Origin of the sequence: Bacillus sp. AL-1R (assembly GCF_052180195.1) — a bacterium.
GTDB lineage: Bacteria > Bacillota > Bacilli > Bacillales > Bacillaceae_G > Gottfriedia.
Map to the genome: position 1 here is coordinate 3,163,160 of NZ_CP197469.1, position 13,862 is coordinate 3,177,021.

Consider the following 13,862-nt stretch of genomic DNA (forward strand, 5'->3'; position numbering starts at 1 on the left):
ATATTCTCCAGATAACTACAATTAAAGACATAAATAAATTATTTTCATAAGAGGTGATAGTTATGGTAGATAATCTAGTAAATTAGTTTTCTAATAAATTTTAAAAAATAAATAGGAAGGAAATTTACTATACGGTTTTTAAACTTTACTCATTACTAATTAAAAAATAAAATTATAAATCTTGTAATTTTTTTAAAAAATCGGAGGTCAATATGGTTATCAAACGAAGTAACAAACACAGTTTTTTTTTAGTATTAAGCACACTTTTTTTTGTTGGAGGACTTTCAAATGGCTTTGCTAATGCTGAAGAAATTCAAAATACACCCACCGAAGAAATACATATTTTATCTGAAGAACTAGTAAGTCCAGTTCAATTTAATACTTTAGAGAGAATAAAATTACAAAATTTAGGTTTTTCAACTGAGGAAATTAATAGTATGACAGTTGAAGAATATAATGATTTCAAAGATTTATACGGATCAAATTTAGCTTTAGATGAAAATTACTATAAACTAACACAAGATATCCCTTACTCTGATCCTGCTGTTGAAGAAATCTCAAAAGCTCAAGCAATTAATGAAATTAATACAACAAAGTTAGGTCGAGGTACTAATTCTAAAACAACCGGTTATTTAAAAATGACTACATCCTCTTCAAAGTTAAGTAATGGAAATACTCTAATAAAAAACTCGTTTACATGGCTAAAAACCCCAAATATGAAATTAACTGATGTAGTCGCTATTACCCATTCTACAAGTTCTGTAAAAATACCAAATACCGATAAGTTTAGTTATAAATACACAGATGGTAAAGGGATACATTCAGTTGGAGCAAAAAGTACAACAAAAAATAACAAAGGGATCGCAAAAAAATTCAATTTAAAAGATTTGGGGATTAATATGGCCCCATATAATCACAACGGTTATCTTTCAGTTGAAGTAACTAAAGGTAATAAATATGATATAACTGCTAATGCTTTTGGTCACCACACACATATTACTGCTGGTGTAATATATTCTCTAGACATTAAAACGGGAAGTATAGGAGTCGGGGTAGCTGGTATAAAAAATACTATGGAAAATACTATGATAAAATTTAATTATTAGTATTATAGAGGTTAATTAAATGAAAAATATTCTTATTTTTGCAATCGCTTCACCTATTGTATTTTATTTTTTATCAGTATTATTCATTTTACTTAATTTTGATGAATTAAACTCGTTCTATATTACTCTATCGATCTATTTAGGCGTAATAATAGGACTTTTATACAAAATTTATAAAAACGTGAAATAATTTTCCTTCTATTAAAATTCTAAAAGGACGCAAAATGCGTCCTTTTAAAGTAAATATTCTTTATAAATTATTATCTTACTGTCTCTAATTTAGTATAACTCAAATTCTTCCCAAAAAATTCTTTCAACTCCCCAACCAATTCTTGGAACACAGGGTGCTCATGATACATAAAGTCATTATGCTTACCGTCAATGATGTAAAGTTCTTTTGGCTCCGCTGCCTAGAAAAGTAAAAAAGATTGTCCAATAATTAGACAATCTTAAGCACACTATTTAGTACTTCAATATACTTAACTATAAAATAACTCTTTTTTTAAACATTCAATAAAAATGATTCTCTACTATTTTACCATTTTCTTCCACATAGAATTGGTAGTCTTGTCCTTTTAATTTTACTCGAACAATGCACTTGCTTCCGTCTTTTAGAAAATTATAAAATGGCTGAATTTCCTCAATATTGTTTTTGTTAATACCTTTCGTTTCAATTATAAAAGCTTTTACTTCTTTTTTAGTAATTACAGCTTTAACTTTAAAATATGTATAGGGTACTGTAAAAATTATTATGACTATTAATAACTTTATTAATAATTTTTTCATATTTACCTCCACATTTTTATGTTCCTTTATTAAATTAATTAATTTATGTTACTTAAGCGTAATTCTTTTTTATAGCCAAAAGCCCCCTAAAAAAAGGCTTTTGGTAAAAAATTAAAACCTTATACTTTATTATCATAGCTTATCAAATGTGGTATATATTTTGGTTATAAAAATTTTGGATAATTCGTGTTATTTTTAAATTAATAGCACAGAATCGTTAAAACATCCTAGACGAAAGTATTGGTTACTTCAAAATAATAAAAGAGGTGAATTAAATGTTAAAAGAAGAAACTAAAAAATCAAATGAAAGAAATAGAAAAAGATCTAGTAGAGTTAGCGCTTATACAAATAGTTCAACGGGGAATGTAACAGTAACAATTGGTCATCAAACTATTGTTGAAAAAGATAATTCACTAGAAAGTATTATTGGCGAAGTTCGAAAACAACGTCATAATCGATTGGCGCAAAGTAGAATTCAAACAGCAAGATTTATGGAAAAATTAAATAGGATTGGCTGCAAATAGGAGCAATTCTAAAAATTCAATAAGCAAGAAGGCCTGAATCCACGATTATCAAGTAATCAAAGACACAGGCTTTTATTTTTTTACTGAGAAATGATTGTATCATTTTGAGTAAAACATTAATTCCTTCAATAGTACGGTATTTTATGCAGTATTATTCTGCCTTAATAGATAAAAAGAGCCAATTATTAGGCTCTATGTTATGTATATCTCCTTTACTTAACTTAATCGAAACTCCATTTTTCTATTTTTTGTTACCATTCCAATTGACTCATAGAAATGGATCGCATTTTGATTACTCTCTGAAACTCCTAATTCAATACTATCAACCTTCAATTCTTTCGCGAAGTCAATAACAGATTGCATGAGTTTTCTTCCAATCCCCTTTTTTCTACTTGCAACATCAACACATAAACTATTTACAAGTAAGATTTTCCTTGCATTAACAAAGGAGTTTTCATGTATTTCTTCTTCCTTTAATACTGTTACGCCTACTATTTCAGTACCTAGAGTTGCCACTAGAATATGTTGTGTCTCATCTTTTAATTGGTTATTAAAATCCTCTTTTATAACTGGAGTTGAGTTCTCTTTGTATAGGTCTGGTCTTTCAAAAACGTGTAAATCGTGAACTTGTCTAAATAATGGTAATAATGATTCGTAGTCTTTTTGATTGGCATTTCGGATTAAAATCTTCATGCAATTTCACCTCGTTCGTTGTTTTAACTTTGGGAATTTTGACTCTCGTACAAATATTAATGATCCTCAATTATTTCCAATATATTAGCTGCCAACCTTAGTCTAATTGGTTTTATAAAACTTTTTCCTGCTCCCCAACCAATATCAAACATTCCTTCCCCATTACCTGAGGAAATGCACTTAACATAGGTAACACCATTAAAGTTATCAATTGTGACTGTCAATGTTGCGGTACTATTATTTCTAAGAAAGAATTTTTGAAATACTAGGATGGCAATTTCTTTTTCTTCAGCAACTTTATAATCTTGAAAGATCAAATTAGACTTTAATTCAGTCTCTTCTATAATCATTTGAGATACTTGAACTGGCTTTATGTTAACAGTGAATTCTAAGTAATGTTTCATCCTTATCCTCCTTTAAATGAGATAAATGAATTTATTTCTCTCTAATTTCATATTACTGTAAATGAAATACGATTAACTACTATATTTGCTAGATGAAATGTTAACTCCTGTATAGAACTGCCAGAATTTGCCCTAAACTAACAGTACTCAATCCTAAATTTAAATCAGATAATGGGGTAATACGTTGGAAAGATTTTTTCAATTTCATTCAAAATTAGGAGCGTTTCGCCTTTTTTCAAAAGACCATCTATTAACAATCGGAATACTATTGATTCTCTGTGTACTTCTATTTGTCTTTAGAAAGCAGATTCAGTGGTCGGGGAAAAAGCGGCTTTTTCGTTTCTCTGTAGCATTTCTCTTATTGGCTTCTGAGATTTTATATCATATATGGCTTGTGTATGAGAATGCTTGGTCGCTTAAAAATGGTTTACCACTTGAACTTAGTGATCTTACTGTCATTTTAGGAATTATAATGCTTCTGACAAATAGTTATAGAATGTTTCAATTCATGTATTTTGCTGGTTTAGCCAGTTCCATTCAAGCGATCATGACACCTGATCTTGGCCATTATTCGTTTTTGCATTTTCGATATTTTGAATTTTTTGTTTCGCACGGAGGAGTGGTTCTTGCCTGTTTAGTTATGGTGGTGGCCAGTAAATTTCGACCGACCATCCCATCGATGTGGGTGACCGTTCTCATTGTTAACCTTTATGCAGCTTGCGTATTTTTCATTAATAAGGCGTTGAACTCTAACTTTATGTATCTTATGAAAAAGCCAGAAAATGCTTCTATTTTAGATTATTTAGGACCTTGGCCATGGTATCTTCTCTCGGCAGAAATAGTGATGATTGTAACCTTTTACATTTTGTATAGTCCGTTTTGGATAAAAAGGAAAATAGAAAGAAATCGATAATTGGTGTCACCTGAGTTAAATGAAATAAAAAATAGCCTTATATCATTAGTTACTTGGTATTCTATGATAAAGGCTTTGTTTATTTAATAATATAGGTTAACTTAATTTTTTACTTTTTTTCATACTTATTACACGATTAAATTCATCTTCAAGTTCAGTTAACGTTAAAACAAATAAATGAGAGGACTCTTTTTTATATACTCCAACTTTAATAAGTTTGTTAATGAGATATTGCTTTCTAGTTTCTACCGCTTTTCTCAACATATTTTCCACTTTATTCACCCCTTTGTTCAACTCAATTTTTAAGGATTAATATACTCTCCTTATTAAAAGAAATAATAAAGAGAGCATCCTATTTTCTTACTTTGTTACTTTTGCAAATCGGAAGTCTGGATTGTTCAATGGATCAAAGCGAATACCTTTAATATTTTTCTTCACTAAAGAATTCTGTGATGAGAAGTAAATTGGAATAATTGGCATATCTCCCATTAATACATCCTCTGCTTCATGCAATAACTTATATCGTTTTTCTTCATCTTGTTCAATTAACGATTTCTCCAATAATTGATCAAATTTTGGGTTGCTCCAATTTGTAAAATTACTTGAGCTGTTCTTACTATAAAGATTTAAAACAGGATATGGATCAAGGAAATCTCCGCCCCAACCCATTCGGGCAAGTTGGAAATTCTTTTGCTTAAATGTATCAATATAAGTTTTCCATTCTTGATTTTCTAATTTTACTTTTACACCAAGGTTTTCTTTAAACATTTCTTGAAGTGCTTCGGCAATTTTTTTATGGTTTCCTTCTGAATTATATTTGAGTGTTACTTCTGGTAATTTGCTCCATCCCTCTTCCTTCAAACCTTCTGAAAGTAATTTCTTTGCTTCTTCTTTATCAAACTGATAGTATTTATTTGCTTCATTTCTAAAATCCTTTCCTGAAGGAGACTTTACGCCAAAAGGTACATACCCGTAAGCTGGTTCTTCTCCACCTTTAGAAATGTTTTTTGTAATTGCTTCACGATCAATTGCCTCAGCAAATGCTCTTCTAATTTTTGAATTTGTAAAAGGCTTCTCATTTACATTAAAAGAGTATGTATAAACACTAAATTGCTTTGAATTAACATATTCTGGACTATTTTTTTCTTGCTCTATTGCTTCTGTTTGTATGTTCTTTACGAAATCAAGTTCATTTGATTTAAACATTTGGTACTCAGTTGTTGCATCAGCAACCATTTTAAATTGAACTTTATTAATTGATATATTTTTTCGATCCCAATAAGCATTACTTTTTTCAATTGTTAATTGGTTATTATGCTTCCAGCTTGATAATGTATAAGCACCATTTGTTACAATGGTTTTGGCTTCAGCCGCCCAATTCTTATTACCTTCTACTACATTTTGGTTAACCGGTAAAAATGCTTGTCCAAGTAATACTTTAGGAAAGAATTCGATTGGTGTTTTTAACTCGATTACTAGTGTTTTAGAATCAGTTGCTTTAATACCAACGCTTTCAATTGATCCCTTTCCAGTGTTGTATTCCTCAGCACCTTTAATGTAATAAAAGCTTGAAGGATCATAAGCCGCAGTTTTTGGATTTAAAACTCTTTTCCATGCATATTCAAAATCATTCGCTGTTAAATCATCACCATTAGACCATTTAAGTCCGTCTCGGATTGTAAAAGTATATGTTTTTCCATCTTTGGAAACATCCACGTTACTCGCTACACCTTTTACTACATTGCCTTTCTTATCATAGCGATACAAACCTTCGTATAAGTTATCAATAACCCAGAAAGACGTTGTATCAGATGCAAAGGCAGGGTCTAACGTATAAGGTTCACCTGCTAGGTTCGTTACGATTTCTTGTTTAATATCGTTTCCTTTTTCCTCTGTACTACTAGTAGAATTGCTACCACATCCAGCTAATCCTAGTATAAATATCAATATTGAAATAAGAATGAATGCATTTTTCTTCAATTAGATAACCTCCAATTTGTTTAAAATAAATGACATGAAACCCAATGGTTTTTGCTAGCTTCTTTCCACTCAGGTACTTTATCAGCACAAATATCCATTGCCATTGGACATCTAGTTCTAAAAGGGCATCCTGTAGGGGGATTTAATGGGCTCGGTGGGTCTCCAGAAAGGACGATGCGTTCTTTTGTCCCCCTTAATTTTGGTTCAGACACTGGAATCGCCGATAAAAGTGCTTTAGTGTACGGATGAAGCGGTTCCCTAAATAATGCCGTACTTTCTGCCAATTCCATCATTTTTCCTAAATAGATCACACCGATTCGATCACTAATGTGCTTAACCATTGCAAGATCATGTGCAATAAATAAGTAAGTTAATTGCTCGTTTTTTTGTAAATCCTTTAGTAAATTAATAACTTGAGCTTGAACTGATACATCTAATGCAGAAATGGCTTCATCAGCAACGATAAACGATGGTTTTAGAGCCAATGCTCTAGCGATTCCAATTCTTTGTCGTTGACCTCCACTAAATTCATGTGGATACCGATCTGCATGCTCCCTATGTAAACCAACCTGTTCAAGCAGTTCATATACTCTTTCTTTTCTCTCTTTTCCTTTTAATAATTTATAAGCATCAATCCCTTCTGCGATTATATCTACAACCTTCATCCTTGGGTTAAGAGAACTATTCGGATCTTGAAAAATCATTTGAACTTGTCTGTTAAACTCTTTTTTACCTTTAGAATCCAATTCTGATAGTTTTTTTCCTTCAAACAAGACATTGCCTGTAGTTGCTTCATATAGACCGACAACAGTCCGTCCGAGTGTGGATTTACCACTTCCACTTTCTCCAACAAGCCCAAGCGTTTCTCCCTTTTTTATTCCAAATGATATTCCATCAACCGATTTAACGGTTTTCTTTGGCCCTACTTTAAAATGTTTTTTAATATCACATACCTCTAGTACATACTCAGACAATATTTTCACTCCTTACACCAGTGAGTTCTTTCTGTTTAAATGCTCTTGGATCGTTTAACCAACAACTGACATGATGAGACTCTGTAATTGATTCAGTTTTTGGCATATGTTCCACACAAACTTCCATTGTATAAGGACATCTCTGCGCAAAAGGACATCCTTTTGGCGGTGAAAATAAATCCGGAGGTGCTCCCTCAATTGGTAATAGCCTTTCTGTTTCTTCTATTTCAAGTCTAGGAACAGATTGGAGTAAGCCTAATGTGTATGGATGTATTGGTTTTTCGAAAATCTCATTTACTGTTCCACTTTCAATCACTTTTCCTGCATACATCACTGCAACTCGGTCTGCTACTTCTGCAACTACACCCAAATCATGGGTTATGAGAATAATAGAAGTGTTCCTCTTTGTTTGGATGGTCTTTAACATATCTAAAATTTGTGCCTGTATCGTTACATCAAGTGCGGTCGTCGGTTCATCTGCAATGATTAATTCAGGATCACAAGCTAAAGCCATAGCGATTACTACACGCTGCCTCATACCACCACTAAACTCATGTGGATACTCGGAATAACGGTTAAACGGATCTGGAATACCAACTTGTTGTAGCAACTCGATCGTTTTTTGTTTGGCCTCCTTTTTCGATAGATTTTTATGCTTTATTAACACTTCGTCTATTTGTCTACCAATCTTCATTGTTGGATTTAATGCAGACATAGGGTCCTGAAAAATCATCCCTATTTCAGATCCTCTTATTCTTTGATATTCCTTTTTTGAAAAATTGATTAAGTCTTTTCCTTTAAAGGAAATTTCGCCTTCTTTTATGCTTCCAGCAGTTTTTGGAATCATCCCCATAACAGATTGTGCTGTTACACTTTTTCCACATCCACTTTCACCTACAATGGCTAAAATTTCTCCACGATCGACATGGAATGAAACACCTCTTACAGCTTTAATCTCTCCACCATTTGTACGAAAAGAGACATGTAAATCATTAACCTTTAATAAATAATTCACTGTTTATCCCTCCTTACTTATTCGACTTAGGATCCAATGCATCTTGTAATCCATCACCAAAAGCATTAAAAGCAAACATCGTTAATGAAATCATTAAACCTGGGAAAAACAATCTCCACCACTGTCCACTTAAAATAACTCCCAATGAATCGTTTGCCATTGTACCCCAGCTTGCTGACGGGGCCTGTACCCCTAATCCTAGAAAACTTAAAAAAGATTCAGCAAATATAGCGTGAGGAATCGTAAAGGTTAAATTTACAATAATAATTCCCATCATATTCGGAATAAGATGTTTTAAAATTATATTCCAATGTGATGTACCAAGCTTTTGTGCAGCGAGTATAAATTCTTGTTGTTTTAATTGTAGGACCTGTCCTCTAACGATTCTTGCCATTCCTACCCAGCCTGTGATTGATAACGCTAAAATTATCGTACCTAGTCCTGGCTTCATAATAACCATTAAGAGGATTACAACTAGTAAATACGGTATCCCATAAAGAATTTCCACAATTCTCATTAAAACACTATCGATTCGATCTCCTATTTTACCTCTGCCAACCATATAGCCTGAAATTCCCCCTACAAATACTCCAATCAATAAATCGATTAAAGCTGCAGAGAATCCGATAATGAGTGATATTCTAGCACCAGCCCAAGTTCTTGCCCAAACATCCCTACCTAAATCATCCGTTCCAAACCAATGTTTGCTTGATAAAGATAAATTGCCTTGAGTTAAAGATTGTTTACTTGGACTATACGGAACCATATGTGGTCCTACAATTGAAAGGATAATAATGAGTGTAAGTAAAATAAATCCAACTACTGCAAGTTTATTTTTAGCTATCTTTCTAAAAATCTCATTCGCATAGGTTTCCTGGGGTCTTGAAATATTTTGTTTCTGTATAGTCGACCGATCGATCTTGCGAAAGAGAGTGTCGAGATTCGTTTCGGGTTGATTCATTATGATTCATCTCCCTTTCCAAATTTTATTCGTGGATCAATCAAACGATAGGATAAATCGATTACAAATAACGTACCGATCAATATAAAACTATAAAAAATAGTAGTACCTAATATAACTGGGTAATCTCGATTGAAAATGCTATCTACAAAATATTTACCAAGACCTGGGATGGCAAATATCTTCTCAATTACAAAAGTTCCAGTAATGACAGCTGCAAATAAGGGACCAATAAAAGAAATAACTGGAATTAACGCGTTTCGTATACCATGCTTTATGACAATCTCAAATGTTGAAAGACCCTTAGCTTCTGCAGTTTTAATGAAATTCTGACTTAAAATCTCGATCATACTAGTACGGACAAATCTAGTAATTATTGCGATTGGACCTACCGTTAAAGCGATTGTCGGTAAGATAGAATGACTCCAGGTCCCCCAAGATGCTACTGGTAAGAGTCCCCATTGAACACTAATATATTTTATTAATAATGGAGCTAATATAAAGCTAGGAACCGAAATTCCAATGATTGCTATAAACATTGATAAATAATCAAGTAACCTATTATGCCTTAACGCTGCAATCGTTCCTAATCCAATACCAACCACGCAAGCTATTAACAATGCTTGAATTCCTAACAATGCTGATGGTCCAAATCCCTCTGCAATTAATGTGTTTACCCCTCTCGATTTCGATTGAATAGATGGACCAAAATCAAAATGTAATAAATCTTTAAGATATAGTAAGTATTGAACATATAGCGGTTCATCTAAATTGTATTTAGCCCGCATATTCCTAACAATTTCCTCAGGTAATGATTTTGCATCCGATGCAAATGGATCACCAGGAATAAGATGCATAATGATAAAAGTAAGCGTGATAATAATCCAAATCGTGAGGATCATAGTTGTTAATCTTTTAAATAAAAATCTCATTTTCAGTATCTTCCCCCTTTTAAAAACTGGTTTATATGTAGAACACCTAATTTGGTGGCAACAACAAATGAAAATATAAAAACCATATTAAACACATAAGAATACTTGGTTATATAATCAAAAAATTTCCAACACTTCTTCTTTAAGCTCCACATTCATAAGATTTATTCTTAAAAACCTCTCAACACAGACAAGTTGAGAGGTTTTTACTAACTCTACTTATCTTTGGGATCTCCCTTGGAATTGGCACGGTATTACAAAGAACCCGCTGCCGAGGTTTCATAGGGCCAGTCCCTCCACCTCTCTGGATAAGAAATTTTATTTTGTTTTAAAGATGAAAAAAATCCCCTTCTAAGATAGAAGAGGACTTGTTTTTCATCTACTCTTCTTATCTTTTCAGGGCTATACCCTGATGGAATTAGCACAGTGTTCATATAGAACCCGCTGCTGAGGTATCATAGGGCCAAGTCCCTCCACCTCTCTGGATAAGAATTATTTGGTATGTACTTTATAAATTGATTGAACCAAGATTAACCGATATAAAAATTCGCGTCAACCCATTTGCTAAATGTTCGATTTTTCAGTATTTTTTGGGAATTAATTCCAAATTATTGTAGAAAACCTTGTTACTCCAAACAATATAATTTATTATCAAATCTAACAAGTAACAATACTTTAGCCATTTACCTTATATATTTATCTTGATTCTTTCTATTAAAACCTTAAATACAACAAATTAACGATTAAAACCAAATCGGTAATTATTATATTAAAAAATTAATTTTGTTTTTTAATTGTTGTAAAAAAACAATTAAATCAATTCACCTATTCTCTTTCATATTCCATTTCAATCTACTCTTTTAATTTATTCTCAGTATTTTTGCGCTTTTATATAACATTCTAAATAAAATAAAAAACAACATATTTTTATTGTTAATCGATAAATAATATAATAAATTCATCTTGTTATTAAAAAAGTGAGGTATATAATATGAATGGTAAAAGAGGTTCAACTACATTCTTAAAAGCAATTATTTTTCTTGTTGGAATTGCAGTGCTTGCTTTATGTATATTTTTGGTCCCAAATATTGCGAATTTCGTATCTAAATTGTATCCAAATATGACTGCAATAAAATATCTCGTTTTCCTCGTAATGTATGGAGCTGCTGTACCTTTTTATTTTGCTCTCTATCAGGCTTTCAATCTTTTACGCTATATTGACGACAACACAGCATTCTCCGAAATTTCTGTAAAGGCGTTAAAGAACATAAAGTACTGTGCGATTGCAATTAGTAGTATCTATTTATTAGGAATGCCACTCATTCATTTTATAGGGAGAAAAGTTGACCCTCCCATCGGTTTATTGGGACTAATTATCATATTTGCTTCGTTAGTTATCGCCGTTTTTGCTGCGATCCTCCAACAGCTTCTACAAGAAGCGATTAACATAAAATCAGAAAATGATTTAACGGTCTGAGGTGGATGGTATGGCAATAATTATTAATATTGATGTGATGTTAGCAAAACGCAAAATGAGCGTAACAGAACTTTCAGAAAGAGTTGGAATTACGATGGCGAATCTTTCCATTCTGAAAAATGGTAAAGCAAAAGCGGTTCGTTTCTCAACATTAGAAGCAATCTGTAAGACATTGGATTGTCAACCAGGTGATATTTTAGAGTACAAAGTTGACGAAGATACTCCGTAAAAGTAGACAATAATTTAGGGATAGCTTACTTGCTATCCCTTCTTTCTTTAGGAACATTCAAAGATGCTATATTTCTAATATTACTGCTATTTCTTTACCAAATCGATCGCCATGATCAATAAATCCAAGACTTGAATATAAATTATGTGCTCCTAAGTTTTCAGGATGATATCCTACAACAATTCTTTTGGCATTTGTTAGTTTAATCATTTCCTCGATCATTAACTGAGTTGCAATTTTACCAAGTCCTTTTTGTTGAAAATTCTTATCTATCATTATTCTATAAATCCAATATCCATCTAGCTCTTCTTTAGTAGTATTAAACATTAAAAATCCAACCGCCCTACCTTCAAAATAAATAGCATATGGCTTTAGTGAAGTTTCAAATTTCGATTGAGCAATCGAGATTGCATTCGGCTCGATGTGACTTTTTTGATTTTCAGATACCTCTAAGAGACAGCATTCATACCAATTTTCTGCATTTAGTTCCACAAGTTCTACATTTCTTTCCTGCATAGTTTCTCCTTTGTTAAAATCATTTGAGCTTATTTGCCCTATCAATAATTTTAACAAATTTTACCAATATTAATTTAGGCCGTTTATCCTAATTCGACCATTCAATTTATAGATAATAGACAAAAAAATAACCTCTCATCATTGAGTGGCTATTTCTTTCACGATTTCGATAAATTTTTTACTTATAATTGAAAGCTTTTTGTTTTTTGGATAGATTACCCATAAATCCTTCAAAACGTGTTCATTATTTTCTATGTAAGGAATAGATTTTAAGATTCCACTTCGAATGTATGGATGTAATTTAGCGCCTGACTCAGTAGAATAGACAAATACATTATGCTCTTTAACAGTCTCTGTAAGAATATTCATACTGTTTGTTGTTAATCTAATTTTATTTTTATTTTCTTTAATTAACTTAGAATAATAATAATCAGAATAGATTGAATAGCATGCTGTATCCATTTCGAATACATCAGCTTTGGTTACGTAGTCAAGATGATAGAGTGGGGAGTTTTTTCCTACAACAACGTGAATACAATCAGTCCGGATTAATTCATAGTTAATATTTTTTTCACCTTTTAGTATCTCTAAATCTTGAGGGAAAAAGCAAAAATCATATTCAGTATGTTTTATTGTTTCCATTATTTGCGGTGGATCTTTTTCTACGATTTCAATCGTTACATTGGCATGTTCTTCTTTAATTCTGTTCAATGCTCTTTGAAGTACATCTGCAAAAGTAGGCGCAGCGACTATTTTCAAATGAATCTTTTTATTATTTTTGTAATCATATATCTCTTCATTTAACTTACTAATAATTTCTAACACTTCACTAGCTCTATTTATTAAAATCTTTCCTTCTTCTGTTGGAAATGTTCCTTTTCTAGAACGGTTAAAAATACATATTCCCATTTCATGCTCTAATTGGGAAATCGATTGACTTAGTCCTGAACTTGTAATATGCAATTTTTCCGCAGCTTTAATGATTGATTTCTCGCTTGCAACTTTCACGATGTATTCCATTTGCTCGAAATTCATAACTTCTCCTCAAATAAGAGTGTACACACTTATATTTTCTTGTAATTGAATATAGTATTCATTCTATCACGAAAAAGTAGTGCAATTCAAAAACGTATCATTTGTGTACTTCAAGTGTAGGATTATTATGTCTTACTAAAAAAAGGGATGAGCGACTAATCCCCCTTCATTGGTCAACTAAAGCACTGCTGCGATTATTGAACAATATTAACTTTTTTGTAAATAAACCCATTGGTTTTTTGAAAAAAAATAGAACCATCCAATTAGAACAAAAAAAGAATCAACTAAATTGTCGATACTTTGTTTAAACTAATTCA

The 13,862-nt window shown here is 31.9% G+C and carries 17 protein-coding genes and 2 riboswitches; of the genes, 6 read left to right on the plus strand and 11 right to left on the minus strand.

Translation table 11 applies throughout. The annotated features are described in order from the left end of the window. Window positions 1-212: 212 nt before the first annotated feature. Entirely contained in the window at window positions 213-1,106 is an 894-nt protein-coding gene (locus ACSBO6_RS15180) for a hypothetical protein (RefSeq protein WP_498843623.1), read from the plus strand. Window positions 1,107-1,125: 19 nt separating this feature from the next. Beyond that, window positions 1,126-1,296 (plus strand): hypothetical protein, encoded by a 171-nt coding sequence (locus tag ACSBO6_RS15185; RefSeq protein WP_180232779.1) that lies wholly within the window; start codon window positions 1,126-1,128, stop codon window positions 1,294-1,296. A gap of 320 nt (window positions 1,297-1,616) precedes the next feature. On the opposite strand, the gene ACSBO6_RS15190 is transcribed toward ACSBO6_RS15185, so the two are convergent. Next, entirely contained in the window at window positions 1,617-1,892 is a 276-nt protein-coding gene (locus tag ACSBO6_RS15190) for a hypothetical protein (protein ID WP_498843624.1), read from the minus strand. A gap of 275 nt (window positions 1,893-2,167) precedes the next feature. Between ACSBO6_RS15190 and ACSBO6_RS15195 the strand changes: the two genes are divergently transcribed. Beyond that, a complete protein-coding gene (locus ACSBO6_RS15195) occupies window positions 2,168-2,416 on the plus strand; it encodes a hypothetical protein (RefSeq protein ID WP_498843625.1) in 249 nt (82 codons plus the stop codon). Between the two features lie 216 nt (window positions 2,417-2,632). On the opposite strand, the gene ACSBO6_RS15200 is transcribed toward ACSBO6_RS15195, so the two are convergent. Both ACSBO6_RS15200 and ACSBO6_RS15205 read right to left on the minus strand, forming a co-directional pair. Next, window positions 2,633-3,109: a GNAT family N-acetyltransferase gene (locus tag ACSBO6_RS15200; protein ID WP_498843626.1), complete on the minus strand. Its 477-nt coding sequence runs from the start codon at window positions 3,107-3,109 to the stop codon at window positions 2,633-2,635. A gap of 56 nt (window positions 3,110-3,165) precedes the next feature. After that, window positions 3,166-3,513 carry a DUF6054 family protein gene (locus ACSBO6_RS15205; protein ID WP_498843627.1) on the minus strand — a complete coding sequence of 116 codons (348 nt, stop codon included), beginning with the start codon at window positions 3,511-3,513 and terminating at the stop codon, window positions 3,166-3,168. Window positions 3,514-3,697: 184 nt separating this feature from the next. On the opposite strand from ACSBO6_RS15205, the gene ACSBO6_RS15210 reads away from it, so the two are divergent. Beyond that, window positions 3,698-4,426 (plus strand): YwaF family protein, encoded by a 729-nt coding sequence (locus ACSBO6_RS15210; protein ID WP_498843628.1) that lies wholly within the window; start codon window positions 3,698-3,700, stop codon window positions 4,424-4,426. A gap of 96 nt (window positions 4,427-4,522) precedes the next feature. Here ACSBO6_RS15210 and ACSBO6_RS15215 read toward each other — a convergent pair whose 3' ends face one another. The 6 genes from ACSBO6_RS15215 to ACSBO6_RS15240 all read right to left on the minus strand — a co-directional run bounded on the left by ACSBO6_RS15215 (window position 4,523) and on the right by ACSBO6_RS15240 (window position 10,288). Beyond that, the gene (locus ACSBO6_RS15215) at window positions 4,523-4,690 is read right to left on the minus strand and encodes a Fur-regulated basic protein FbpA (RefSeq protein ID WP_483295154.1); all 168 of its coding nucleotides are present in this window, start codon (window positions 4,688-4,690) and stop codon (window positions 4,523-4,525) included. A gap of 96 nt (window positions 4,691-4,786) precedes the next feature. Continuing rightward, window positions 4,787-6,406, minus strand: coding sequence for a peptide ABC transporter substrate-binding protein (locus ACSBO6_RS15220; protein WP_498843629.1), 1,620 nt, complete (start codon window positions 6,404-6,406; stop codon window positions 4,787-4,789). 20 nt (window positions 6,407-6,426) lie between these two features. Beyond that, window positions 6,427-7,380 carry an ABC transporter ATP-binding protein gene (locus ACSBO6_RS15225; protein ID WP_498843630.1) on the minus strand — a complete coding sequence of 318 codons (954 nt, stop codon included), beginning with the start codon at window positions 7,378-7,380 and terminating at the stop codon, window positions 6,427-6,429. Continuing rightward, complete coding sequence (locus ACSBO6_RS15230; RefSeq protein WP_498843631.1) at window positions 7,373-8,395, minus strand: ABC transporter ATP-binding protein; 1,023 nt, start codon at window positions 8,393-8,395, stop codon at window positions 7,373-7,375. The genes ACSBO6_RS15225 and ACSBO6_RS15230 overlap by 8 nt, the downstream gene beginning before the upstream one ends. 13 nt (window positions 8,396-8,408) lie before the next feature. Next, a complete protein-coding gene (locus ACSBO6_RS15235) occupies window positions 8,409-9,356 on the minus strand; it encodes an ABC transporter permease (protein WP_098843943.1) in 948 nt (315 codons plus the stop codon). After that, the gene (locus tag ACSBO6_RS15240; RefSeq protein ID WP_498843632.1) at window positions 9,356-10,288 is read right to left on the minus strand and encodes an ABC transporter permease; all 933 of its coding nucleotides are present in this window, start codon (window positions 10,286-10,288) and stop codon (window positions 9,356-9,358) included. Before ACSBO6_RS15240 ends, ACSBO6_RS15235 begins: the two co-directional genes overlap by 1 nt. A 216-nt stretch (window positions 10,289-10,504) precedes the next feature. Beyond that, window positions 10,505-10,603, minus strand: a riboswitch (SAM riboswitch). A gap of 70 nt (window positions 10,604-10,673) precedes the next feature. Continuing rightward, window positions 10,674-10,780: riboswitch (SAM riboswitch) on the minus strand. A gap of 499 nt (window positions 10,781-11,279) precedes the next feature. Here ACSBO6_RS15240 and ACSBO6_RS15245 point away from each other — a divergent pair. Beyond that, complete coding sequence (locus tag ACSBO6_RS15245) at window positions 11,280-11,765, plus strand: DUF2975 domain-containing protein (protein WP_098843945.1); 486 nt, start codon at window positions 11,280-11,282, stop codon at window positions 11,763-11,765. A 10-nt stretch (window positions 11,766-11,775) separates the two neighbouring features. Beyond that, the gene (locus tag ACSBO6_RS15250; protein WP_098843946.1) at window positions 11,776-11,994 is read left to right on the plus strand and encodes a helix-turn-helix domain-containing protein; all 219 of its coding nucleotides are present in this window, start codon (window positions 11,776-11,778) and stop codon (window positions 11,992-11,994) included. A gap of 66 nt (window positions 11,995-12,060) precedes the next feature. Here ACSBO6_RS15250 and ACSBO6_RS15255 read toward each other — a convergent pair whose 3' ends face one another. Together ACSBO6_RS15255 and ACSBO6_RS15260 are read right to left on the minus strand one after the other, a co-directional pair. Further along, window positions 12,061-12,510, minus strand: coding sequence for a GNAT family N-acetyltransferase (locus tag ACSBO6_RS15255; protein WP_498843633.1), 450 nt, complete (start codon window positions 12,508-12,510; stop codon window positions 12,061-12,063). A 138-nt stretch (window positions 12,511-12,648) separates the two neighbouring features. Next, the gene (locus ACSBO6_RS15260) at window positions 12,649-13,545 is read right to left on the minus strand and encodes a LysR family transcriptional regulator (protein ID WP_098843948.1); all 897 of its coding nucleotides are present in this window, start codon (window positions 13,543-13,545) and stop codon (window positions 12,649-12,651) included. Window positions 13,546-13,862: the final 317 nt, after the last annotated feature.